Origin of the sequence: Christiangramia forsetii KT0803 (genome assembly GCF_000060345.1) — a bacterium.
Classification (GTDB): Bacteria; Bacteroidota; Bacteroidia; order Flavobacteriales; family Flavobacteriaceae; genus Christiangramia; species Christiangramia forsetii.
In genome coordinates this window covers 620,519-645,485 of sequence record NC_008571.1, presented here as the reverse complement: position 1 = coordinate 645,485, position 24,967 = coordinate 620,519, and the positions used below count along the sequence as shown (strand labels likewise).

Annotated in this window: 25 protein-coding genes; 2 read left to right on the top strand and 23 right to left on the bottom strand. The window is 33.0% G+C overall.

The window, feature by feature from the left end:
* From GFO_RS02740 to GFO_RS02680, 13 genes are read right to left on the bottom strand one after another with little or no spacing between them, the layout of a single operon-like run.
* A complete protein-coding gene (locus tag GFO_RS02740; RefSeq protein ID WP_011708497.1) occupies window positions 1-1,020 on the bottom strand; it encodes a glycosyltransferase family 2 protein in 1,020 nt (339 codons plus the stop codon).
* A gap of 22 nt (window positions 1,021-1,042) precedes the next feature.
* Window positions 1,043-2,575, bottom strand: a complete 1,533-nt coding sequence (locus GFO_RS02735; RefSeq protein WP_011708496.1) for a glycosyltransferase family 2 protein — start codon at window positions 2,573-2,575, stop codon at window positions 1,043-1,045.
* Window positions 2,572-3,723, bottom strand: coding sequence for a glycosyltransferase family 4 protein (locus GFO_RS02730; protein WP_011708495.1), 1,152 nt, complete (start codon window positions 3,721-3,723; stop codon window positions 2,572-2,574). The genes GFO_RS02735 and GFO_RS02730 overlap by 4 nt, the downstream gene beginning before the upstream one ends.
* A 1-nt stretch (window position 3,724) precedes the next feature.
* A complete protein-coding gene (locus GFO_RS02725) occupies window positions 3,725-5,113 on the bottom strand; it encodes a glycosyltransferase family protein (protein WP_041250220.1) in 1,389 nt (462 codons plus the stop codon).
* A gap of 39 nt (window positions 5,114-5,152) precedes the next feature.
* Complete coding sequence (asnB, locus tag GFO_RS02720) at window positions 5,153-6,874, bottom strand: asparagine synthase (glutamine-hydrolyzing) (protein WP_011708493.1); 1,722 nt, start codon at window positions 6,872-6,874, stop codon at window positions 5,153-5,155.
* A complete protein-coding gene (locus tag GFO_RS02715; RefSeq protein ID WP_011708492.1) occupies window positions 6,874-7,566 on the bottom strand; it encodes an acylneuraminate cytidylyltransferase family protein in 693 nt (230 codons plus the stop codon). The genes asnB and GFO_RS02715 overlap by 1 nt, the downstream gene beginning before the upstream one ends.
* Complete coding sequence (gene neuC / locus GFO_RS02710; RefSeq protein WP_011708491.1) at window positions 7,566-8,726, bottom strand: UDP-N-acetylglucosamine 2-epimerase; 1,161 nt, start codon at window positions 8,724-8,726, stop codon at window positions 7,566-7,568. Before neuC ends, GFO_RS02715 begins: the two co-directional genes overlap by 1 nt.
* Window positions 8,726-9,364: a class I SAM-dependent methyltransferase gene (locus GFO_RS02705; RefSeq protein ID WP_011708490.1), complete on the bottom strand. Its 639-nt coding sequence runs from the start codon at window positions 9,362-9,364 to the stop codon at window positions 8,726-8,728. Before GFO_RS02705 ends, neuC begins: the two co-directional genes overlap by 1 nt.
* 6 nt (window positions 9,365-9,370) lie before the next feature.
* Window positions 9,371-10,369 carry an N-acetylneuraminate synthase family protein gene (locus GFO_RS02700; protein ID WP_011708489.1) on the bottom strand — a complete coding sequence of 333 codons (999 nt, stop codon included), beginning with the start codon at window positions 10,367-10,369 and terminating at the stop codon, window positions 9,371-9,373.
* 3 nt (window positions 10,370-10,372) lie between these two features.
* Window positions 10,373-11,248 (bottom strand): hypothetical protein, encoded by an 876-nt coding sequence (locus GFO_RS02695; RefSeq protein WP_011708488.1) that lies wholly within the window; start codon window positions 11,246-11,248, stop codon window positions 10,373-10,375.
* A gap of 8 nt (window positions 11,249-11,256) precedes the next feature.
* On the bottom strand, window positions 11,257-12,336 hold the full coding sequence (locus GFO_RS02690; protein WP_011708487.1) for a glycosyltransferase family 2 protein: 1,080 nt from the start codon (window positions 12,334-12,336) through the stop codon (window positions 11,257-11,259).
* 2 nt (window positions 12,337-12,338) lie between these two features.
* Window positions 12,339-13,505, bottom strand: coding sequence for a hypothetical protein (locus tag GFO_RS02685; protein ID WP_011708486.1), 1,167 nt, complete (start codon window positions 13,503-13,505; stop codon window positions 12,339-12,341).
* A gap of 1 nt (window position 13,506) precedes the next feature.
* Window positions 13,507-14,658 carry a glycosyltransferase gene (locus tag GFO_RS02680; RefSeq protein WP_011708485.1) on the bottom strand — a complete coding sequence of 384 codons (1,152 nt, stop codon included), beginning with the start codon at window positions 14,656-14,658 and terminating at the stop codon, window positions 13,507-13,509.
* Window positions 14,659-15,053: 395 nt separating this feature from the next.
* Here GFO_RS02680 and GFO_RS02675 point away from each other — a divergent pair, with 395 nt between their 5' ends.
* Complete coding sequence (locus tag GFO_RS02675) at window positions 15,054-15,749, top strand: glycosyltransferase family 10 domain-containing protein (protein WP_158308613.1); 696 nt, start codon at window positions 15,054-15,056, stop codon at window positions 15,747-15,749.
* Between the two features lie 23 nt (window positions 15,750-15,772).
* Here GFO_RS02675 and GFO_RS02670 read toward each other — a convergent pair whose 3' ends face one another.
* The 5 genes from GFO_RS02670 to GFO_RS02650 form a co-directional block, all read right to left on the bottom strand.
* Entirely contained in the window at window positions 15,773-16,984 is a 1,212-nt protein-coding gene (locus GFO_RS02670) for a glycosyltransferase family protein (RefSeq protein WP_011708483.1), read from the bottom strand.
* A gap of 36 nt (window positions 16,985-17,020) precedes the next feature.
* Window positions 17,021-17,917, bottom strand: coding sequence for a glycosyltransferase family 2 protein (locus GFO_RS02665; protein WP_011708482.1), 897 nt, complete (start codon window positions 17,915-17,917; stop codon window positions 17,021-17,023).
* A 9-nt stretch (window positions 17,918-17,926) separates the two neighbouring features.
* On the bottom strand, window positions 17,927-18,787 hold the full coding sequence (locus GFO_RS02660) for a glycosyltransferase family 2 protein (protein WP_011708481.1): 861 nt from the start codon (window positions 18,785-18,787) through the stop codon (window positions 17,927-17,929).
* A gap of 44 nt (window positions 18,788-18,831) precedes the next feature.
* Window positions 18,832-19,671, bottom strand: coding sequence for a glycosyltransferase family 2 protein (locus GFO_RS02655; protein ID WP_011708480.1), 840 nt, complete (start codon window positions 19,669-19,671; stop codon window positions 18,832-18,834).
* Between the two features lie 228 nt (window positions 19,672-19,899).
* Window positions 19,900-20,802 carry an alpha-1,2-fucosyltransferase gene (locus GFO_RS02650; protein WP_011708479.1) on the bottom strand — a complete coding sequence of 301 codons (903 nt, stop codon included), beginning with the start codon at window positions 20,800-20,802 and terminating at the stop codon, window positions 19,900-19,902.
* 32 nt (window positions 20,803-20,834) lie between these two features.
* Here GFO_RS02650 and GFO_RS18100 point away from each other — a divergent pair, with 32 nt between their 5' ends.
* Window positions 20,835-20,960 (top strand): hypothetical protein, encoded by a 126-nt coding sequence (locus GFO_RS18100; RefSeq protein WP_148264644.1) that lies wholly within the window; start codon window positions 20,835-20,837, stop codon window positions 20,958-20,960.
* Window positions 20,961-21,075: 115 nt separating this feature from the next.
* Here the strand turns inward: GFO_RS18100 and GFO_RS02645 are convergent, their stop codons facing one another.
* The 5 genes from GFO_RS02645 to GFO_RS02625 all read right to left on the bottom strand — a co-directional run bounded on the left by GFO_RS02645 (window position 21,076) and on the right by GFO_RS02625 (window position 24,603).
* Complete coding sequence (locus GFO_RS02645; RefSeq protein WP_011708478.1) at window positions 21,076-22,197, bottom strand: glycosyltransferase; 1,122 nt, start codon at window positions 22,195-22,197, stop codon at window positions 21,076-21,078.
* Between the two features lie 102 nt (window positions 22,198-22,299).
* Window positions 22,300-23,088 carry a glycosyltransferase family 2 protein gene (locus GFO_RS02640; protein ID WP_011708477.1) on the bottom strand — a complete coding sequence of 263 codons (789 nt, stop codon included), beginning with the start codon at window positions 23,086-23,088 and terminating at the stop codon, window positions 22,300-22,302.
* Window positions 23,089-24,027 (bottom strand): GDP-L-fucose synthase family protein, encoded by a 939-nt coding sequence (locus tag GFO_RS02635; RefSeq protein WP_011708476.1) that lies wholly within the window; start codon window positions 24,025-24,027, stop codon window positions 23,089-23,091.
* A gap of 55 nt (window positions 24,028-24,082) precedes the next feature.
* Window positions 24,083-24,406, bottom strand: coding sequence for a type II toxin-antitoxin system RelE/ParE family toxin (locus GFO_RS02630; RefSeq protein WP_011708475.1), 324 nt, complete (start codon window positions 24,404-24,406; stop codon window positions 24,083-24,085).
* On the bottom strand, window positions 24,403-24,603 hold the full coding sequence (locus GFO_RS02625) for a hypothetical protein (RefSeq protein WP_011708474.1): 201 nt from the start codon (window positions 24,601-24,603) through the stop codon (window positions 24,403-24,405). The genes GFO_RS02630 and GFO_RS02625 overlap by 4 nt, the downstream gene beginning before the upstream one ends.
* Window positions 24,604-24,967 lie beyond the last annotated feature (364 nt).

The window sequence follows — 24,967 nt, the reverse complement described above, 5'->3', positions numbered from 1 at the left end:
TTATATTTCTCTTGGTTTATTAATAGCCAAACTTATCCAGCCTATGAATCTACCGAGGGAGTCCATCAGTGATTTTTCCTTTTCGTTCGTATTTAAAATATTACTCAGTCTTATTAAAATCAAAAGTAGGGTAATTGCATTCCATTTTAGAACACTTTTGAAATTCGGGTTAGGATTTTTAATCTTCCACACATAAAATCCATTTCGCACTACCATTTTGCCATATTTAAAATAATCTGGCCTTCCCCCTTCCTCATGCAGATGCTCTACCCTCGCTGCTGTATTTACAAACATTTCTCCTATACTGGAAGCTCGAAGGCAAAAATCCATATCTTCATATAAACCGTAGCCCTCAAAATAATTTGAAAAACTTAATTCTTCAAAAATTTCCTTTTTATAAGATGATACACCTCCCATAAAAAATTCCACCGGATAAATATTACCCGTGGGTGGAAGGAAACTTATAGAAAGACCATGAGAAAAAGAAGGCATAAAACCTGGTGGTTTATCTGATAATAAATTTAGCTTCTTACGAACAAGATTTCTAAGGCCAAGTTTTCTCACAAAACCATCTTTTGAGAATTCATCAAATGTAACTTTATGTTTGTTATCAAGTTTAGTCCAATTGGTTTCATTTACAATCATACCTCCCACGGCGATGGCTTTAGGACGGAGATGATACGTATTTATTAGATTTTCAAAGTAACCTTTGTCCAGAACTATATCATCATCAAGGAAACAGACTATCTCAGCCTCGGAAGCCAGTTTACTGATCCCATAATTTCTTTGCCTTGTTAATCCTCTATCATTTTCTTTAACTCTGAAATAAGTAAGATTTCTATACTTTCTCGCCTGAATTAATTTTTTGGTATTATCCTCTAAAGAGCCATCAACAATTAAAATCTCGTTAGGATAAAGACTTTGTTCCGCTACCGAATCCATTAATCTTTCTAGCGACTCAGATCTTTGATAAGTACAAACAACAAGACTAAAATTAAATGATTTAATATGTTCTAGCATTTGATAATTTTAATTAATTGCCTTAAGACCGAGGTAATTTATCACTTAACTGCTCACTCAAATCCCACCTTCTTTTCATCAGTTGAATATATTTCAATGGGTTTCTGAGCTTTTGTTTTTTATAGAATTTCAGAAAAAGGCTCACCTTATATCCCCTGATCATTTCCGAAGAATAGTATTTTTTCACCAACCACATCATTGTTGGTGAAGGCTTAGGCTCTAAACTGGAATTAGCCCATTTCGCTTTTAGAGTATCCCTAAAACCACCACTACCTGCCTTCAAATGTATAATTTTAACCTCTGGTTGATAGATAATATCACAACCATGGGATCTTAATTGTAATCCAAAATCAATGTCCTCACCAAAACCGAATTCAAGAGCCTCTGAAAACTGACATTTTAAAGCATGTGAAGATCTTACAATAGAAGTACCTGAACCAAAAGCTGCCCATTGTTTAATCTTTTCAAAATAGATTTCTTCGCCCGGCTGGATACAATTTAGATTAAGAGCACAAATATTTAGTCGATGTAACTCTTCTAAAGCTTTTTCTATAACATTTTCAGTAAGGCGTATATCATCATCTGCAAAAAAAACCCAGTCGCTGGTTACTTGTTGCATGGCCAGATTTCTTGCATTACACGCCCCTGTATGATGAATCAAACGATGAACTATTTCAAATGGCCAATCTTCTTTATATAGAAAATCTAATTGTGTTTTGGAATTGAGATCGGGTTCTTGTTCAATTATTATCAGTTTTGAAGGTAGATGTGTTTGTGCTTTTAGATCAAGTACTACCTGTCTCAAATACTCAGGCCTGCCTATAGTTGGAATTAATATATCTATGGTATCTCTTAAACTTTCGGTTTTTTCAAATGCTAGAGTTAAATCTGAAAGGTCAATTGTCTTACGAAACCAGGATCTCTTAAAGTGACTTTTAAAAAATGACCAAAATGGCAATTGTCTTTCATATTTAATAAAGCAGAATAATAAAACAAATAACCATTCATTTTTATAATGTTGGGATACAAAATTAAATAGCAAGGATATGGATGCCCGGCTTTCTAAAGTAGTTTGATAATTTTCTTTAATTAAATCAGGTTCGTTATAACAGAAAAGCGAATTCTGCTGTCCAACTTTGGCGATAGAATTAAGGAGGTATCCAAAATTTTTAATATCCTGAAATATCGATTTAAATTTGAGCGCTGTTTGAGTTTTGATACCCCCAACGTCTGTACTCATTCGCCAGGTTGGATATCTAACAGTATGATCCGGATTTACAAAAGGAAACTGATCTATATAACCTATGGAATCTGGAAAGAATTTGGACTCAATAGGATAAGAAGCCATTATGAGATCATGATGAAAAATAGTATGCAAATCATCGCTTAGCACCATATCTATTTTTTCATCTATCCAAATGACCAACTCATCAGGGAATCTTTCGCAAATTTCCCAAAAACAAAGAATCAAATTTGTATTCAGAACCTGGATTTGCTCTCCATCCTTGACAACAGAACTTACAGTTTTAGTATTTATATGTTTTAAATAGATCAATTATTCAGGTATTTATCCAAAACTGAATTATAATATGCAATATTCCTTTCTGCGACCACATCAGAGGAGAAATCATCTAAAACTTTTATTCTTGCATTAGCTCCCATCTCTTTACTTAGGTCTGGATTTCCAAGAAGTTCAATGATCCTTTCAGCATACAGCTGGTGATTCTCAGGTGACACAGTAAATCCAGTTTTGCCATCAATCATTACTTCCTTTGCCCATCCAATATTGGAGGTCACTAGAGCCTTTTCCATCGCCATCGCCTCCAGCCAGGTCATAGGAAGGGCTTCTGCAAAACTAGGTAACACTACAACTACAGCTTCTTTTATATATGTTTTAACCTCATCATAAGAAACTGCACCTATATATTTCACTTTTTGCTTAGCATTCTCTATTAGTTTCTCCTGAAAAATTTCCAAAGTAGATCTTTTTTCAAAAATATCAGGCACATCTTTTCCAATAAGAATTAATTCAGCATCTGGAAGAACAGAGTTTACATGGTTAAAAATATGGGCAAGTTCTAAAACCCCTTTTTTTCGAATAAGCGTACCAAAATATAATATTCGATTAGGAACAGGTTTTTCTACTGAAGGTCCAAATTCGTCAATTCTAATACTATTGGGAATGATTTTAATATGCCTTTTCAAACCAAGAATTTCATTGGTCTTCCTGGCAGTAAATGCACTAACAGATACCAGTGAGTCAGCAGATTTTAAAGCTTTTTTCTCAAAAAAGCGATTCTTTGGCTTTTGTTGTCTTCCATCCAGTTCGCAAAAATATGCATCACTACCATTCATACGTATTACCACCGGGCAGCTTATATTCATTAATGCTGTGATCCCCGTCCAGTCTGGGGCCTCAATTATCTGGATGTTTTTGTCACTAATAAGTTTATTTATAAATCTTTGGATATATTTTCTATAAAAGAACCAACCTCCCCAAAAATAGCTTTTCTGTTTTATAAGATAAAAATGAATCCCGCTTTCTTCAAAATTCGATTCCTCCTTTTGGCCGTATATTATCAAGCTTACCTCTTCTCCTTTTCTTACAAGGGATTCTGCGAGATTCTTAATACTTGTACCCAAACCTCCTGAAGCATTACAAAGCTGGTGTGGATATTCTGGAGTTAAGAAAGCTACGTGCATATTATAATAAGCTATCTAATTGATCAACTATTTGTTTTGATGCATTCTTTTCAGCATGCATATTATTGATTCTATAGAACCAGTCTTGAGCATTGGATACAACAACTTCTGGATTTTCCAGTGCATTTTTAATAATTAAAGGTATATCAGATTTATCATTTATCCAGTAAACGGAATTTCTATCGGGCATAGACTTAAAATGAGTATATAAATAAACCTCCCTGATGTCTTTTTTCAATTCCGTGAGAGAAGGTAGATAATTCAGGTAAGCACAAGGCTTTCCCTTGGCAACATAATCAAAGACCATAGAGGAACCTACGTTTATCACCATAAAACTGTACTCTATAATGTTAGTTTGTAAATTAAGGTCATCTATTGTAGGGATAGCATGATTCCAGGAACCACCTCCGTTAGTCCAAACCGGATTAATAGAGACAATAAGATCTGTATATTTTTGTAATATCTTATTGTAACGATCAGAAAAATCTACCGGACATCTTCTAAATATTATTCCCAGATTATATCCCTTTTGATTTAATTTTTTTACTTCTTCAGCTATATCCTTCAAAAAATATTCATCGTGGGGAGATGTGGTAATGTCATCCCCGGAAAAACATAGATATTGTTTTTCTTTATCCAATCCATACATATCAAAAAACTCGTCCTTTTCCAGAATAACCGATCTGTCCTTATGAATCTCGAATTGAGGGCTACCCGTGATTTTAATTTGATCGGATTTTATATCTGGATAATATTGAAGCAATTCTTTCTTCATATATTCACTCCAGACAAAATAATAATCAGTATCAAGTACCTTAGTTGCCTTAGGAAGATTATCCCAGGAAAAAATAAAACAGGAAGTAGATATACCAAGATCCTGAGCTGCAGTCACAGGTGATATCGCATGTACCGGCCTTTGATTTGTACAAAATACTACATCAGGTTTCTCTTGTTTCAATATTTCCATACAGGATTTATAATAGCCTGTTTTTCTTTCAGAATCGTTCATCTTCCGCCTTAATTTCACCAAACCAGTTTCTGAATTATATCTTCTGATCAGGATACTAAGAATAAAGTTCTTCACCTTATTTTTAAAGCCTTTACTCGAGACTGGAAATTTATATTTTTCATATACCGGATCATTAAATTTACTTTTAAATAGATCCAACTCTATAAGAATTTTAGCGCGTTTTAAAAGATCTGTGCATGCTGATGGCTTAGGAACTAGTTTTATCTCACTATGCCCTATCCCTTTTAGATCAAAAGGGGTCATATTTAAAAACATTAATTGCCATCCTGCTTTTTTCGCTTCCTCCGGAAATTTTGTATGTACAAAATTCCTTATACCTACTCCATCAGGGATTATTACTAAAAGTTTTTTTGATCTCAAATTCAGGTTTGGTTTGTCCAACTCTTCAAATATAGAAAACTAAGTAGTTTTCTGAATATCGGAAGCTATAAGACTTGTGTTTATCCATTGCCAGATAAAAAAACTATTGGCTTTTGATCCATTTTTATATTGTTCCCATTCTTTTTGGATCATATCATGATCAAACCAGCTTTGAAAAACCGAGCTCTCCAGGTTTGCAAAACTTTCATTTACAAAAGCAACCAGATCCTTCCCTAACCATTCCCTTTGTGGAGTTTGTAGTGCTCTTTTGGGAGCTTCTGAAATTTTATTCGGCACAAATTCCTTAATAATTTCACGTAATAAATACTTATGTGTTTTTCCATTAATCTTCATATTGTCCGGAATAGAAAATGCCAGTTCTACCAATCTATAATCAAGAAAAGGCTCTCTTAGCTCTGTACTATAAGACATAGAAATACGATCGTTGAATCTCAATGCCCTTGGCAGTTTGGTATAAAACAGATCACGATATTGCGAATTTTGTAAACGAGAGTTAAAAGGTGTTGGATACTCTGATTTTTTGGCAAGATTCGCAAAATCACTTTTAAGGACATTTGGTTTAAAGGAGCTGGAATTTCCGGTACCCTGCACTACCGAATCATGTTGAGAATTATAATAATCATATCCCGCCCATTGTTCATCCATTCCCTGACCATCCATTAAAACCTTAAGTCTTGCCTGGTTTGCCATTTTAAAAATTTTTGAATAGGCTATGGTGGGGATACCGCCAAAAGGCTCCTCCTGACCATCACTCAATAATTTTGCATATTCGGGTACTTCAACAGCACTGAATTTCACCTTTTCTAAAGGATTTCCGGTTTGTCTTATCATACTTTCTACCCACGGCAATTCATCATAACGTTCAGCACCCGTATAGAATGTAAAAGCTCTTGTTCTTTTACTACTGTTATAATCATTAACCAGGGCAAGCAACAAAGAACTGTCTATACCTCCACTAATATTGAATCCAACCTCAACATCTGCCCGAAACCTTAACTTAATTGAATCAATAAGCAATTCCCGGTATTTCTCTTTAATTTGGGCTGTTGAGAAATTATTTGGAATATTCCCGATCTGCTCAGCAAAATCATACCATTTATCAATAGACAGGGTGGAATTCTCATATTCAATAAAATGGCCACCAGGTAATTGATTTATATCTTTATAAAAAGTTTCTGAAGGAGAGCCATAAGAACCAAAACAAAAATAATTAGCCCATACACTTTCATTGGGGCCTACAGATTTTACGTAGCGAATAGCTTTTATTTCGCTCGCAAAAAGAAATTTGTTACTGATATTGCTATAATAAAAAGGTTTCACCCCGAAACGATCACGAGCCGCAAAAAGTTTTTTCTCCTTACTGTCCCAGATGGCAAAAGCAAACATACCATTCAGTCTTTTCAGGCAACTTTTCCCGTAGAGAATATAAGATGCCAGTAAAACTTCGGTGTCTGAACTGGTTCTGAAAGTATATCTTGCGCCTATTTCTCTTCTTAATTCTTGATAGTTGTATATCTCTCCATTAAAACTTAGGTGGTAACGGCCTGTGGGATCCGTCAAAGGCTGATCCGCTTCATGCGAAAGATCAATGATTGAAAGACGATTATGTCCTAAAACAGCAAATCCCTTATCTTTATATATTCCCCTGGCATCAGGACCACGATGCGCTATGGAGAGAAGCATTTCTTCAACCTCAGACTCCTGAATTCCATTTCCGATAATTCCGGCGATCCCACACATTAATTTCTTTTTTTCAATATTTCTTCGGCTTTCTTCCAGTCTTCCATGGTATCCAAATTCACATAATCCTGAGCGCTTACATCGATAAAACCTATATTATCACCAAGAAGAGAATTAGAATTTAAAATAACCTCAGTCTTTGTAATATAAATAGCGCCATCACGATGATAGGTCTTAGGAAGATCCTGCCTTCTAGTAATAGGAGTAGATTCTCCGGTGGCTATCTTTAGGACCCCATCATGAGCTTCAAAAGCCCAGTGGGGGTTAAATTCTGCAGGTATTTCTCGAACACTTATTACAGAATCATAATCGCCATCAATAAATTTTTCGATAGCTTCATCAATTAAAGTATCTCTTCTAAAAGGTGTTGTAGTTTGCAAGAGGCAAACCGCTTCAAAGTTTTCATCCTGATCAGCATAAAATTTTAAAGCATGTTTTAAAACATCCAGGCTGGGAGTGGCATCCCTTGATAGATCGCCAGGCCGAACAAATGGAACTTCAAGTCCTAAACTCTTTGCAACTTCTATGATGCCTGAATCTTCTGAACTGAGAATTAATTTGGATAAATATCTAGATCTCTTCCCAGAATCAATAGTATACTTTAATAGGGGCTGCCCACCCAATTTCTTAATATTTTTTCGGGGAATGCCTTTGCTTCCTCCCCTAGCTGGAATTAAACCGAGTATTCTCATTAATAGGTGATGGTTTTTGATGAACACAGATCTACAGAAGCGAGTATATTAGCTATCTTCTTTCCGGATTCTCCATTTCCATAAATCGAAGATATTTCAAAATGGTCAATTTTTGAGATCTCTTCTATCGCAGCAAGTATTTTCATTCGGTCATAATCAAGATCAGTAACATTATTTGCACGTAGTCTTCTATTCTGCCGGTTTCCAATATTGATCACCGGCAGACCAAGATAACTGGATTCTCTAATTCCCACACTGGAGTTACCAATAAGAAGCTTTGAAAATTTAAGTAAGCGTAAAAAATCCAGAGGTTCCATATTTTTAAAAAAATGGATGTTTTCCGGATCATTCTGCTCCCGGTAAGTACGAATACCATTGGAAGTCCCATCAGATCCGGCATCAACATTAGGCCAAAACCAGAATGTTGGCAAACCACTTTTATGTACAGCTTTTAAAGTTTCTTCTATATGCGCTCTTGAACTTTCATATTCAGTTGTAACCGGATGTTGCATCACCACCAGGTAACCTTTTTTCCAGTCAATATTTTTACCTACTCCACCGTATTTCTGAAGAGGATCAAAATTTAGCTCTATTTCGCTTTCAATCTGTTTAACCAGGTCAATTGATGGGCATCCGGTGTTAATCACTTTAGCCGGTTCCTCTCCCAACTTAATAACCCGATCCCTGGCATCTTCACTGGAAACAAAATGCAAATCGGCTAATTTGGTATTGGCATGCCTTACTTTTTCATCAATATTTCCGGTTACCTCTCCCCCCTGAATATGAATTAAAGGTATATTTTGGTAAGCTGCCGCAATAGAGGTGGCAATAGTTTCAAAACGATCAGCAATGGTAATCACTGCATCCGGTTTTAAATTATAAAATACATTTGTAAGCTCCATTAGGCCTATCCCAGTAGTTTTAGCCATCGTAGTTGGATTTTCTCCTTCAAGCACCATATATACCTTCGCAGAAGCCTCAAATCCGTCTTTCTGGATAAAATCTGCGGCATTGCCATAGCGATCCAGCAAGGCTGAACCTGCTATCACTAGCTGTAACTCCAGATCTGGATGCCCTTTTATGGCCTGCAAGGCAGATTTGATCCTACTATAGGATGGGCGTGCGGTAACAACTACACAGATCTTTCTTTTATTTTGCATTAAACCAATTTTCGAAATTGAAAGTGAATTTTCGCCGAAATTTTTAATATCACCCAATAGAGATTTTGTTTTAAATTGGGATTTACAAAAATTATTTTTAATCCTCCCTGAAAATGATCTGACGATCTATTGGAATAAGAATTGTTTTTCTTACTTGTTATCGAATGTACAAATTTTGAACCAGAGAAAATATTTTTAAGAAGCTGAGTCTGGTCTTTTCTATCCCCTTCAATAATTATAATGGCATTATTTTTTAGGTTTTTTTGTAAAGATTTGAGATCTGATTCTTTACCGTCAATAATGATCAGATCAAAACATATATCTTCCGGTATTTCCTGCATTGAATGGTAAACTTTTAATTTTTTGAAATCCTTCCCTATATTTTTTGGAAGCTGATTTAAACAAAAATCATTTCTCTCCGTTCCATAAACTTCCGGATAATAATTATTTGAAAACGCTTTTAGGATAGAATCTGAAATTGTTCCTATCCCAAGTCCTACCTCCAAAATTCTTTCAGGTCTAAATATTTTAATGATCTTTAATACTCTGCTTAAAGCATATTCACTACATATATACTGGCTGCCTTCAGCAGAAGAAAATTTTCGATATTGCTTACTGGCAATTTTATTTATTATCATGGCAAATTATTCGGCCAAATGGGACCAGGTTAGAAAGTCAAATCTATTTATATCATTAGCAATTTTTTTTCCTATCACTTGGTCAAATTGTGAAGCATCAATTCCATATTCTTTAGGTTTTTTAGCCTCAAGATGCTCGAATTTTATGATCTCTCCTTTACGCAAATCTTTATTTACGGCAAGTGATTTTTCAAAAATTTGCTTTAAGCCTGAATATTTCGAATTATCGGCCTTACTTACAGGTTCATTCAAGGCCGTAGATATATTTCTAATTGCAGCCACCAGCATTCTAATTTCACTTAATTCAAGTGAAGAAGAAACATCCGGCCCAAAACTTTTACGACTAAAAACAGCATGAAATTCAAGAATTTCAGCACCCATGGCAGTAGCGGCGATACAAGTTTCTATTTTTGATGAATGGTCTGAATATCCTACTTTTACCTTATAGCGCTGCTTTAATTCCTGAATTACATTAAGACCATAGTTTGCAGGTGTTGTTGGGTAGGAGGTGGTACATTGTAAAAGAGAAAAGCTTATTTTTCTTTCCCTTAAAAAGCTCACCGTAGCATCAAGCTCATCAAAAGAGCTCATTCCTGAAGAAATAATAACTTGTTTACCGGTTTTAGCTATTTTTTCCAGAAGAAGAAAATTATTCACTTCCCCTGAACCAATTTTATAACGCTTAACCCCAACTTCCTCCAATAGATCTACCGCAGCATTGCTAAAAGGCGAAGCCAGAAACTCCACATTGTTATCTTCACAGGTCTTTTTTATTAATTTCCATTCATCAGTACTAAACTCCATTCGTTTCCAGTAGTCAAACCTGGTTTTATCCTGTTCAGAAAATTTAATTCGGAAAGGTTCAAGAATACTGCTTTCCGCCTCGGCAATATGTACCTGGAATTTAACTGCATCAACCCCTGCCTCAGCAAGTGCACCTATATAAGATAGAGCCATACCAAGACTACCTTCATGTGCCTGACCAACCTCAGCGATTACTAACATACGTTATACTTTTAAAATAATATTGATTGCACCCGCCATTAACTCCTCATCTGTAAAGCCTTTGAAATCCTGATGTAAACTCAGAGCTTTAAATTTGTGATAATAATTAGAATCCTTATCAGGCACCTCATAGGTATGATGAACAATTTCAAAACCCAAGTTATTAAATATCTCTAAATATTGAGGTAATCTCAGTCTATTGTGATAGTCGAATCTGGTGTGTTTCTTTTGCCATTCCACATTTGAATACTGTAAAAAATCCTGAAGAGAAAGTTTTTTGTCAACATAGGCACGGTGATCACCCGGAGAAATAAGGTGTACAATGTGTGCTCCTGATCTTAATTCCCTTTTAAACTTTAAGTGCATGGATTTAATAGTTTCCGGTTTCACATGCTCCAATACAAAGCGGGAGAAAATCAAATCACTATCTGTGAGTTTATGATCTAAAATATCTGAATCAGGAAAATAATTAATTGCTTCGGGAAGTGAGTAAGCCGACTCTTTCACCTTCCTGATCTCTAATTCATATTCTTCCGAAAAAGCCTCATTTAACTTTTCGATATTTTTCCTTTGGTAATGACTGTTAAGGTCAAAAGTTTCAACTTTTTTTGCTTTTCCGAAATACCGGAAAAAATAAGGCATCAACGGTAACCAACCAGATCCTATTTCTGTTAGAACCTTATCCTTAATTTTTATTTCGTGTTCCTGGGTAATAAACTGAAATGTTCGGAACGTATTATGGGCAGACCTAATTTTAAAACCCAGATCCTCATTACTGAGTAACCTCTGTACCCGGTGATAGACCTGATCTCCCTGTTTTTTAGGCAGCACCTCTAAAAACCGAAAAAGAAAACTCTTAAATTTTAGTTTTAGGGACATATTTTTGACTAAGAAAATTTTAAAGCGATCTCTATTTGGAAATCTTCTTTATTAATCTTTATAGAATAAGGTATAGTTCGATAAAATGAAATAAGATGCAATAATACCTTATCGTTCACCTCCTTTAATGTATAGTAATCGGGTACTTTTTTACCTAAAAGTCTTTTCATCTTAAACTTTAAAGTATTTTCATAAGGATCTATAATAAACCTTATTTTAATGATTCCCTGCTTAAAACAGGGTAATTGTCCGAATAAAACATCTTCTACCTGTCTCTTTTCATTCGAGACCTTCATAAATAATTCAGCCTCTTCCAGTTGATCAAAATCTTCTTTGTTTAGTATCCAACCCCAATTCTCGTTATTGACCTTCGTTACTCGATTATCCAGAGCATATTTGAGATGTTGATGATTTATTGGAAGTATTCCTGTTATCTGAAGTTCAGAAGTTAACCTCACCTGCTCCCTACTTTGATACGAAGAGTGCCATTGATGTAATAATAGCAGTTCGTCCTCAAAAAATTTAACCACATACCCCGCATTTTTTAATCTTACATGCATATCGGTATCTTCAGCTCCCCAAAAATGGTAGAATTCATCAAAACCTTGAAGCTGCTGTAAGAGTTTAACTGGAAACATACTTAAACCTGTCGCTTCATCATTGCTTAAACGATACTGTTTGAATTCTTGAAACTGCAAATCTTTCTTACTTTCTTTAGGATTCAAATAGCCTACCTGAAAATAAATTGTTCTTTGAGTTTTCATAAGACTTGATGCAGTTTCAACAAACCGGGAATGAAAAATAACATCCACATCTGCAACAAAACAAAAGTCGGTTTTTAAACTTTTGATCACTGAATTTAGAGCTCTACTCTTATTCCAGGGCTGGAATTGAGTATGGTAGTATCGGTAGGTGATAAAAGAATAATTAAGGCATAAAGTTTTTATCTCTGCCGCCAGATTGGGAGTTGAACCATAATCTATAAAGTAAACTTCAAAGTGTTTATTTGTCTGGTTTAAAAGAGAATCGAATGATCGTTCTAACCTTTTTGAATCTCTGTTACGATATGGGAATAATATTGAAAGCATTATCAGTTAAAAATCTTTTTTAATTTTAATTTTTGACGATATAACATATTCTTAATCATATAAAAATAGATTTCTGAATCTATTTGTTTCATTTCTTTTATAACTCTAATTAACTCTCGGTCCAGCGTCAACTTTTTCTTTTTTGACAATAGCCATCCAATATATTCCTTCTTGTTTTTTCTAAATTTATCAAGATCGAAAACTTTTGCATAACATTCCAATTTCCCTAGTATTTCTAATGTCAGCATTGTTCTTTGACATTTATAGCACTCAGAACAGTTTATTTCATCTCTCCCTTCTATATAAGGATGAGTGCATACATCAAGATGTTCGTAAGTTTGAGTGAATTCTGAAATTAGTTTGGTTCTGTCTATTCTCGAGTATTTAAGTGCGCTTACGAAAAAAGTGGTTGATTCTGTAGATAGGTTCGGAATTATTAGCATATCTAAATCTGCTATTTCCTTGTTATTAAAAGCAAAATGATCGAAACGAGTACCAGAGGAATAATAATAATTCTTAAATAATTTCTGCAAAAGAAGTGCACAGGAAATTGTTCTAAGATTATAGGTTTCCTGAAATTTCATCTGTAAAATCTCACTAAGATTAGAATCTACTGTAATAACTTCCCGGTTAACCTTCTCGGCAAACTGAGATACATTAATAAATCTTTCGCTGAAAATTTTCCTTGCTTTATCTCCTCCCTTGTCACCGTGGGAGCCAACATTAAAAAAGGTGAAATATTCAATCAGGTATGGACTTACTTCATCATTATGATCAAAATAGGTGGCAAAAGAATCGATTCCGCAGGACAAGCCGGTGCCTGCCGTATTAGCTACATTAAAATCTGAAGTACTTAAGGAAGAAGGGATAACTTTTATCCTTTTATAATTAGGATTAACTAAACAGAACGCATCGATCAAATAATGGTTCAAACTATAAAAAAGCCTGGCTGATATAGGACCTTCTAATTTGAGATCATGACCTGTTTTGAGACCTAAAAATAATAATCCAACAACAAAGGCATCAACTTGTTCAACGACTAGATATTCTTTATAATTACTTGAAAAAGAATACCATAATTTTTTCTTACCACCTTCAATTTCAAAGTCAACTGATAATATGACCTTATCATCTTTTTCTTCCAATTTGGGTTTACTAATGATTATCATTTTATCTTATCAGCTGTTTTTCTATGGATCTATACTGCTTTAGCACCTGATTCTTGATATAATCCCTATCTAAGAAGGGTTTAATTCGCTCGGTATTATGTCTTATAGCCTTTTTCATGAACGCTGGATCATTAATTGCTCTTGATATTAAATCTCCAATTTCCTTATAATCTTCAGGATCATCAATTAAAAATCCATTTTTCTCATGAGCTATTAATTCGGAGGTGGCCCCACCCGGATCTGATTGAATAGGAAACGAATTCATGATGATCGCCTCAAGTAGAGTATTAGGCAGACCATCTGAAATACTATTTCCAACTGAGATTCTTGAATTGCCCATCAATTTTAAAACCGCCGTCTGAGTAAGGTTATACTTAACTTCAAAATTATCCCACTCCAGCAATCCACTTTTTTTGGCAAATTCAAAAACTTCTTTATTTGCACCATATACTGTGATTCTGTATTCCTTTAATTCAGATTTAATACTCATTAAGCCTTCGAGCACCCTATTACATCGACCCAATTTACCTTGATATCCTTTTATTATTATTCCCTTGCGCTCTTCAAAAGTAGAAATGAAATTTTCATATTCCTCTAATTTATAGCCACCGCCCGTAGGATTAGTTCCTAAATACCTACCCTTAAATCCAAAATCCTTGGCTAATAAATAATCTCGAGAACAGTCAGCAAACATATAATCAATTTCAGGTAGGGTTTCTTTTATATTCTTCAAATCTTCATCGAAATTTTGCCTGTAGAACAAATCATTTCCCCATGCAGAATATACCCATTTAATCTCTGGGAAATTTCGCATTACTGGCAAAATAGAGAAAGTAGCAGACTGTAGAACAAAAGAATGAACAATTTCTGGCTTAATTTCCTTAATTTTTTCTTCCAGAATAGATTTCAGATCCCTTTGGTTAAACTTATTCAGAAATTTATTTAGACCAGGAGCCTTAGATTTCAATAAATACCTTCCGGGGTAATTCCATCTATTACGCCACCCAACCGTCTGTTCTATAAAATCTATACTTTTCACATAGGTATTCGAATCAAATACATCTATCCAATATACTTCATGATTGGTATCCCTCAATTGTTCTGCCCATCTGAAAAAATGAATTGAAAACATAGATACCATTAGTATTTTCATAAAGTAAATTCAAAATTAGGTTATCACTAGGTCTTTTACATCCAAAAAAACCATAGTTAAAGTATTAAAAGCTAAAATAAATTAAAATGTTAGCTTTGGTTAAAATAAGAAAATAAATGATCAACATATTTAAAATCGGCCATTTACCCTATACGCCCTTTGATCAAAATTTTTCTAAGGACGACCTTTTTTATTTGAATAAAAAAAGAATAAAAATAACTAGGAATAAGGATAATGCAGATATTTTTATTGCTGGAAATCACAAAAGTCTTAAAAGGTTTATTTTAAAAAATCCCAGTCGAAAAAATTATCTTATCTGGGCTCAGGAACCCAGGTTTTCAACCACCAGTTCCTCTACTTATTACCCTTTTTTTATTTTTCCTAAAGTACATGTAATGAATATCTATACCGGCGATGTTTTTGTAAACAATGTGACTTATCAGGAAAAGAGGTTTAAAAATAATTCTAAACTTGATCTGCTAAATAGGGACTTTGAAATTTCAAATAAAAAAGTAGCAGCTTTAATGTCTTATTATAATGGGGGGAAAACAAGTAAAGTAATTGTGGACGGAAATAATATTGATCTTATTAGAAAAAGGTCAGATATAGCTCAATACCTCTTATCTGAAAATATGATAGATATTTATGGTCAGGGCTGGCCTAAAAGTATATCTATTGAAGATTCAAGGTTTACTGATAGGCATAGTAGAAAGAAAGATATTTTAAAGAACTTTAACTTTAATCTTTGCTTTGAAAACACGGTTTATCCTAAATATATAACCGAAAAAATTTGGGAAAGCATTGAAAATTATTGTCTCCCCATCTATTACGGCGGGTCAAAAAGCTCGATCTATGAGGTTTTTCCTAAAAGAAGTTTTATAGATTATTCAGAAATTGAAAGTCCTAGAAAGCTTATGGAACTTATTAAAAACATATCAAAGGAAGAATTCATTGAACGATTGAATATTTGTCTGTTAGTCTACAATTCATTCTGTGAAAAACCGGATGAATATTGGCAGTGTACTAGGGAAACTAAGCTTGACAATATAGTTAAAAGGTGTAATTTAATGACTAACACTCAATTTAAATGAAAGCCTTTTAGTGATAATCAAGACTAGTAGTGTTCCAATATTCTATTTAATCTTATACGAAAATTTTCTTCCGAAAAATAACTGTTAAATGGTAAATATTTTTGTCCTTTATTCATCAATCCTTCATCGATCAAACATTTTAATTTGACCTTGATTTCATCTTTACTGGTGCAACTTGCTATATACTTATCATCATCAATTATGAAACGTAATTCACTTCTAGGAGGAGATAATATTATCACTGCTTTCTCTAATGAAGCTAAAAACGGAGCTTTTCCAACTAAAATATTACTATGAGGACTACAGTTTTCCAGAATAACCTGAATATCTGATTCCATCTTTTGCTCATATGAAGACTCATTAAAATATATAGTTTCTAGAAAAACTATATTCTTACATTCAGCATATTTTAGTTTTAGCCTCTTAGAGTGTTTTCCTTTTATTCTAAGTATAAATTCAGTATCCTTTAAAAAAGAAGAGTGTTCTGTAATCAGCTGAGAATATGCATCTAGTAGTATATCTAAATTTCTTCCTAATTGAACGACGCCATGATAACTAATAACAAGGTTTTTTTTCCTTTTTCTAGCAGCCTGACTTTTTATTTCTTCGAAAACCTCATTGTCAAACTGATGAGGCAATGTGAAAAATTTTTTATTTGAACCATATAAATGTTCCATATCTTCTGACAGAAGTTTTGCCGGACTTATACATATTCTAGCATCTTGTACAATTTTCCACATTTGTTTAAGCCTGTATAATTCTAAGTTTGATAAAGTCTTATCAGATCCAGTATCCCAAAAAATAGGATATGGGTCATGAAAATTGACAATGGCTTTTTTGAGAATAGGCAAATCATAACAAGCTAAAACTGTTTCGTAGCCTTGTCCTGAACTCCGAATAAAAACATAATCGTATTTTTCATGCTTTATTTTTTTTATATATTTCCTATACTTGTTAACTAAGCTTTTTTCAACTAATGAGATTTTAAAAACTCTCCAAAAAATCCAGTTAATCCATATTATAAGTGGATTTATTCTTCTATTAATTATATATTCATTAATAGAATCTACAGGTAATAATTGTAACAAATCATTACTTTCATAATTCTTAAAATACTCTAGGTCAATTTTTGCGTTTGGGTAGGCCTTTTTTAAGTAAGAAATAAATGATCTAGAGACTATACCTTCACTGGTACCTGAAATCCTAAGATCCTGAACAACTATTAAAAAATTCATACTTTATTTGGAATTAAAAATTCAATTGCCTTTTATTTATCTAAAGAATTTTTTAAAAAAAATTATATATCCCATAAACCTATGATGGATACAATTCACTTTGGTAAACTCCCAAAAAAAGAACAGCCTTTTTTTATCATTTAAATAAGTCTTTTCCAGTTTTTGAAATAATATCCTCCGTTCTTTAATATTGAAATTATCTGCTCTAACTTTGAGTAAATATAGATAGAATCTAAAGGAAGCTTCATTTTTATCAATTAAATTCGAATTCAAACTGGTAATATTAGAACCACTGTTTCTAAAGTACACTACTGCATCATTTATAGAATATATACTTCCAAATTTTGAGCATTCTAAAATAGCAAGATCATCTGCATGCCACCCCAAAGGAAAATTTTTAAATTGAACTGCCTCAATAGTATTTCTTTTAAATATATATTCACTCAAAGAGCTTCTGGTATCTCCCCTAAACTTTCTAAAGAGAAATTCAATACTATTTTCAATACGATGATGTGTAAAAATATGCGAAGTGGCATTACCATTTCTATCTATTTTTTGAGAAGCAAACCTCATAACATCAAAAACCTCATATTCTAATTCTTTGAAAGAATTATAGAAAGAGTCAACACAACCAGATGAGATTTTATCATCATCCCCAAGGATCATAATCCAGGTTTCCTGATTTATAAGCTCAATACATCGTCTCCACTGATTTACTAATGAGATTTTCCCGAGATTATTTTCAAATTTTTTATAAGTTATGTTCAACTTACCTTCAAACTCATCAATAAGAGCATGAGGATCCTCAGGACTATTATCGTTTCCTATGTATAAATTAAAATTCTGGTTGGTTTGATTGTATAAGGACTTAAGACATTCTTCAAAAAATTGAATTTTAAAATAAGGTATTACTATTGCCAGTTTTTTATTCATTTAGCTTTCTTAAAACCCCATCTTAATCCAAACTTTCCGGAAGAAATTCTCAATTTTATATGATTTTGAATTCTTCATTGCTCGAATTTGATTTTGGGAATAAAGACTTTTTTTATAATATCTCTGAACGAACTTTTTTAATAATTTCTCATATTCTTCTACACTAAGATTATTTTTAAGAATTTCAAGTGCGCTCATATGATCCTCAAACATATTCAGCGAATGCGTCATACTCCCATTATGTACTCTATAAATAACAAGGGGCTTATCCACAAAAAATACCTGTGGCTCTTTTTTAAATAAATTAACCCACATTACCCAATCTTCCTTTGACCTTAATTTTTCTGAAAATCGAAAATCATTGAAAAGATTACGTTCAAATAATCCACAATGAATTGGAATAGAGAAATTTTCATCCCATTTATAAAGAATCTGGTCAAATTTAAAATCAATTGTTTTAAAATCAACGTAAGCCGGTAGAAACCTTTGCTTTTTATCATTGAAAATCATGAAATCAGAGATTATAATACAACTCTCCTGATCCATATTACCAAGCTTTCTAAGAGAATAATCAATTTTTTCAGGTTTCAAAATATCGTCACTATCCAGAAACTGGATAAATTTCCCACTAGCTTTATCCAAACCCCTATTTCTAGCAGCACTAAGACCACAATTATTCTGTGTTATTAATATATCAATATTGGTTATTAGACTATTAATAATAGTTTTTGTTTCCTGGTCTGAACCATCATCCACTACTATTATTTCAATATTCTGATAAGTTTGATTTACTGCAGAATTTATAGCCTCAATTATATACTGAGTATTATTATAACATGGTATAATGATAGAGACTAAAGGATTGGTCATTCAACTAAAATATTCTTGAGTAATTAAGGTTACTTTCTATATATCTAATTTCTTAAAAGAATTGCGATACTTTTTAAAGGATATAATAAAAAATTACCTAGTCTATAAGTTCTTGTATTCTTAATTTTTAATTTTTCTTTTTCACATTTTTCCATTCTTGAAACTAACTGAACTATCATATTTTCATAATTGTCCTTAAAAACATCCCCATGCTTTAAATAGATATATTTTAATAATTCATATCTATAAATATCATCTGCCCGATTATTTCTTGAATTGGGTTTTAATCTATAATTGAATAGAAATTCCTCAATAATTGTTACTTCCCATCCTGCTTTAGTTACCGAAATATTAAAATCCCAATCCTCATAACCTTTCAACAAATTTTCATCGTAACCTGAAACTTCTTCCCAACATTCTTTCCTATACATTGAACTAGCCAAGGCATTATTTTCCTGCAAGAAATCTCCTGATTTTCCGCCAGCTGGTTTAATTTCTCCCTCAATACCATTTTCAGAAAAATAATAAGCATATGAGCTTACCAAACCTACTTTAGGCGATTTCCTGAGAACTTCTATAGACTTCCTAATAAATGTAGGTTGAAAAAAATCATCTGCATCTAAAGTGAGAATAAAATCTCCGTTTGCAATCGAGATACCCCTATTTCTAGCTGCACTGGGTCCTGAATTTTCCTGTGTTACAATCGCTAAATTATCATTTTTGAGCTCTTTCAGAACATTCTTTGTTTTATTATTTGAACCATCGTCAATGATAATTATCTCTATATTTTCATATGTCTGTTTAAATATCGAATCAACTGCCTCTTGAATATACAGATAATCATTATAACAAGGAATAACTACTGAAACTAACGGATCTTCCATTTATTCACAATTAATTATTTAATAAAAAGTTACTTCTCGGTTTCCCTTCTTCCAACAGATTATTTTCTAGATCATGATTTGAACCTTCATCCACAATTATTACCTCTTTGATCTCTATATGATTGAGAAAAGCTGAATCTATACTTTTCTAAATTTACAGTTGATCATTATAACAGGGGTATACCAATAAAAAATCTTTCTTCTATCAAAGGTTTTTCTATTCATTAATTACATACGTATCCATGACGGAGGTAATAAATCTAATGATTTTTGTTCCTGATCTATATCGGCAAACCATTTTTTTGGGGCTATAACATTCTTTTCCGAGTTGTTATTAAGCCAGGCTGCCCACCAACTAAATGAACTATTCGCAATAATATTGTGATCACATAAGCTCATTAAATACATATCTTTCCAACTATTTTCATGCAAATTACCCGTCACAAAAACTTTCTCATTAGGCAAATCTTTGAATTCATCTCGAACCCACGAAATATCATCTGAGAAGAATACTATATTGAATTCTTTTACTATGTCCAAAAAGTAAGTAATTGCATTTTTGTAGTACTCAAGAGAGCAATTACCGTGAAATTCTTTGGTTTTTTTATTTTCTACATAATCCCCTCTCCTGATATGTACAGAAACAGATGTTTTCTCAAGAATTTTACTTTTAATTTCTTCATTCCCCACACCAAGATTTTCGTAAGGAAATTCGAACCATTGTCTTATTTTACTTTCTACTCCAATAAAATATTTATAACTCTGAAAATATCCTTTTAAGTATATTGGTGTTTTTTTGTTAAATAAATCCGCATCAAACCTATAGGACTTCTCTTTAAAAATTTTAGGATAATTCAGTCCCAATTTTCTACTTACTCTGTTTTTGAAAGAAAGATTTTTGAAATTTACCATTCCATTTTCAGTTCCCATTTTATATGAAATATCAAAAATTCCAAGAGAAAAATATCTTGGAAAATCCTTTAAGTTTTGAGAAATTTCTTTATAAAAATTAGTGTCAACTAACAGTACTGAGCTATTTTTTTCAGCTAATAATTTTGCAACTGCAAATTGAAACATTTGATTTCCTAAACCTCCCATAATTTCGACTATTACAGGGTTTTTATTACTCATATACTTACTATTCTTTTTAGTCCTTAAAATTCCTGTTTATAGATTTTCAAATTAACCTGAATGGTTTAAAATATCTCTCCCAATACCTTTGGCTAATGATTTTCTATTTTAGTTTTTTCCAATTATTATTTATGAAATTCCTCTTAATCGATATTTAAAACAAGAAAGAAAAGCTGTCTAATAAATGAAAAATAGAATTTAAATTAGCAGCTATGCTATCCTAACAAATGGGAGTACTTCATTATTATAGGCACTAATCCTTTCATATTATAATCATTTAAAAAATAGCTTCCCAAGAGACTTTATTTTGGGCAAATTTGAACACTTGGAAATATAAGTCTGCCTTACTGAGTCAGAAAGTTCAAGATAATCCTCCTCATTTAATCGGACTAGATTTTTCGCCTCTTCCACCATTTCATCAAACTCGTTCACTATTAAATCTGTATGATCTCCTAATCGTTCTTTCATAGCACCCACATCAAAGGATAGGACCGGAACTCCAGCTGCCATTGCTTCGAGTCCTGTTAAAGGTCCTGTCTCAAATTTTGATGTAATTAGAAAAAAGGAAATATTCTTATAAAATAAATGAGTATTTGATGGAGAAATATTTCTTTTTAATAATGTTATATTATTCCCTAAGCCATAATCTTCTATTAATTTTTCTAATTCTAGAACGTAGTTATTATCCCCATCTCCCTGAATAATTAGATTAGGATTAAAACCACCTAAAGTTAAATTATATATAAGTGTAATTGCAAGTTCGATCCTTTTCTCCCTAGAAAACCTGGATAATAAACCAAATGTAAAGGACCTGTTTGACTTAGATTGCAATAGTCGTTTTTCATTGGCTATTATTATATCCTGTACCATTATATTATTACTATCAAGCATAGTTGTAAAAAGATCCTTATGCCTATTGCTCATTACAATATTCCATTTGATAGCACTCAGATACTCTCTCTTCATCACTTCAAAATCCTGTTCCTCTATCATTGTATATTTCACCAAGCATTTTGCATGATCAAAATTTCTAAATATTGGGAAATAATATTTTTGAGAAGGTGATGTAAGAACATAGATATAATCAAATCGCTTTAAACGCTGAAGCTTCCAATATACATCCTCTATAAATGAATACTTTAATTTAAAAACTCGTCTTAAAAATGTATTAATTTTTTTTACGCCTGGTTTTTTAAAGAATTCAGGATAGGTTGTAAAGTTTATATTTTGATCTACAATGAGATCTTGAAAATTTTGTAACTCCGGTTTGTATGGAGAGAATATTTCAATTTTTTCAAACTTACCTGAGTCTGCAAGTTCTTGTGCAGTGGTAAGTGTTTCAATTTCCGTTCCTCCAACGCTTATTAAAAATGGAGTAGTTATTAATAATTTCATTATATAATTTCAATCCCTAATCTAAATTTCGGAATATTTCTTTCGATAAGCAAAATGTGATGATCCTACAAATTTAAACCTTAAGAAATCTTTTAACCCAATTTAAAATTTCTTTAATAATCCAAGCCTTACTAATAAATTTATTTTTCGGGATTTTTTTAGATTTTCCACTACAAATTTGAGATTATTTAACTCTTCAACCTCTTTTAGAAAAGCCTTAAAATGATTTTGAAGTACCTTTTCTCTTTCTTTAAGAATTAATGATTCATTTTCTGCTAATGCACTTATCCCTTCTGAATTGACAATGCTTAATTGATGATCAACTTTTTTATAAGTACAGTTTTCTTTGAATAAGGATAGGATAAAAAATTTCCAATCAGATACAATTTTTAAACTTTCATCATAACGACCTACCTGCTGAAATAGTTCTTTTCGAATAAAAACCGATTGATGACATAGAGTTCCATATAATAAATCTGAAAATCGTAATTCGTCTGGATACTCTATTAGATTAAGATGATCATTTTCATCTACAAACACATTAAAATAAATAATCGCTTCACCGGTTAAGTGCTCAAAACTATTTTCAAGTACATTATTAGCACTAAAAACATCACCACTATTTAAAAATAATAAGTATTGGCCAGTAGAGATTTCAATCCCCTTATTCATGGCATTATATATACCTTTATCAGGCTCACTCACCCAGTAATCTATCTTGTCATCATGACTTTCAATTAATTCTTTGCTGCCATCTTTAGAACCTCCATCAATAACTATGAATTCAAATGTCTTCCAGGTTTGTTCAAAGACACTTTTCAAAGTCTTCTCCATACCCTTAACATCATTAAGGTTTACCGTAATAATAGATATTAATGGTGTTTTAGACATTCAACTTAGAAATTTTTTGCGATACACTTTGCTAATTCCCTCTTGCAGCTTTATACTATATTTCCAACCCAAATTTTCTATTAAAGAAACATCGAGTAGTTTTCTTGGTGTACCATCAGGTTTATCTGTGTTCCAAACAAGCTTCCCTTCAAAATTGGTTATCTCCTTAATAAGTTCAGCAAGTTCTTTGATGGAAATATCCTTCCCAGTGCCAACATTCACACTAATATTACCTTCGAAAGTCAACATTAAATGATAGCAGGCTTCCGCCAGATCGTCTACATGTAAAAACTCTCTTCTGGGTTTTCCACTACCCCACAATTCGACAGGCTCACTGTGGCCGGTTCTTTCTAAATTAATTTTTGCCTCGTGAAATTTACGCAATAAGGCAGGAAGCACATGAGATTCTTTAAGATCGTAGTTATCATTAGGGCCATATAAATTGGTAGGCATTACCGAAATAAAGTTGCAGCCATACTGCCGGTTATAGTTTTCACACATTTTCACCCCGGCTATCTTAGCAATCGCATAAGGCTCGTTGGTAGGTTCCAGCTTTCCACTAAGCAGGTACTCCTCCTTTATTGGCTGTGGAGCTAATTTTGGATAGATACAGGAGGAAGCCAGAAATAAAAGTTTTTTTACTCTATGAACGTAACTCTGATGAATCACGTTATTTTGTATCATTAGGTTTTCATAAAGAAATTGCGCCCTGTAGGTATTATTAGCTTCAATCCCTCCTACTTTCGCGGCGGCTAAGAAAACATATTCCGGTTTTTCGTTTTGGAAAAAATCTTCCACGCCTTGCTGATCAGTAAGGTTCAGCTCTTTTGAAGTCCTTAAAACCAGATTGGTAAAACCTTCTGCTTCCAGCTTGCGCACCAAGGCCGAGCCCACCATTCCGCGGTGCCCTGCTACGTATATTTTAGAATCCTTCTCCATTAAATTAGAATCCTTTTGTGCCAATAAAAAAAACTGCCATGGTCGGACTTCATGTCTATTTATTTTTTTTTGGATTTTGCCGGGTATCAAAAATTCTTACGACATAAATTTTTGTTTTCCCTTTTCGATAGGTGATTTTACAATGAGGGATTGTTAGTCTTCTATACGGATATTTTAAATGAGCAAAATCCTTATCTACTTCTCCCAATTCAGTAAAATCGTATTCGGAATATTCCAATGTTTCCAAAAGTTCAAAAATTTCCTCAATGATTTCCTGTGCTTTGCCAGGCCCGTATAAATTTGAATTGAAAGATTTTACTTTTTCTAAATCTTTTATTGCGCGTGAAGTTATTTCTACCGGTTTTATTAACCTGCTCAAGAGCCAAGCATTTTTTTCGCTTCCCTTATACTATAAGTTCTTCCGGCGATAATATCTTCCTCCCCTTCTAAAATCATTTTATCTTTTTCCAATTGCTCCATATAAGCTTTGGCCATTTCATAAAACATTTTCACGAATTTGGCATCCCCACTATCTACAATTTTATGAAGCTCCTGTTTTATTTCCGTTGTGCTCATAACTGTATTTTATAAGTCTTGTAAAGATACAAATTTGTTCCGATAGCGTTTGAACTGTAAGCCTCCTCTTTTCTTTCTACTCTAACCTCTTTCCTCTTTCTAATCTGTTAGCCCTATATACAACTTCATAAATTCTGAACCAAATGTTCACTAATAACCTCCTGCTACAGTCGCTAACTTGCACATTTCGACTGCGCTCAATGTGACGAAACTCTTTGCTCCCCACTCATCGTTTTAATTTCTTACGCAGTTTTTATAGAATTAATACTTCTTATTCTTTTTTATTCCCTCTCCCGTCTCTTTACTATCCACTTTCCTCTTTTCACTCATTTCACTCTTCACTCCTCACTCCTCACTCCTCACT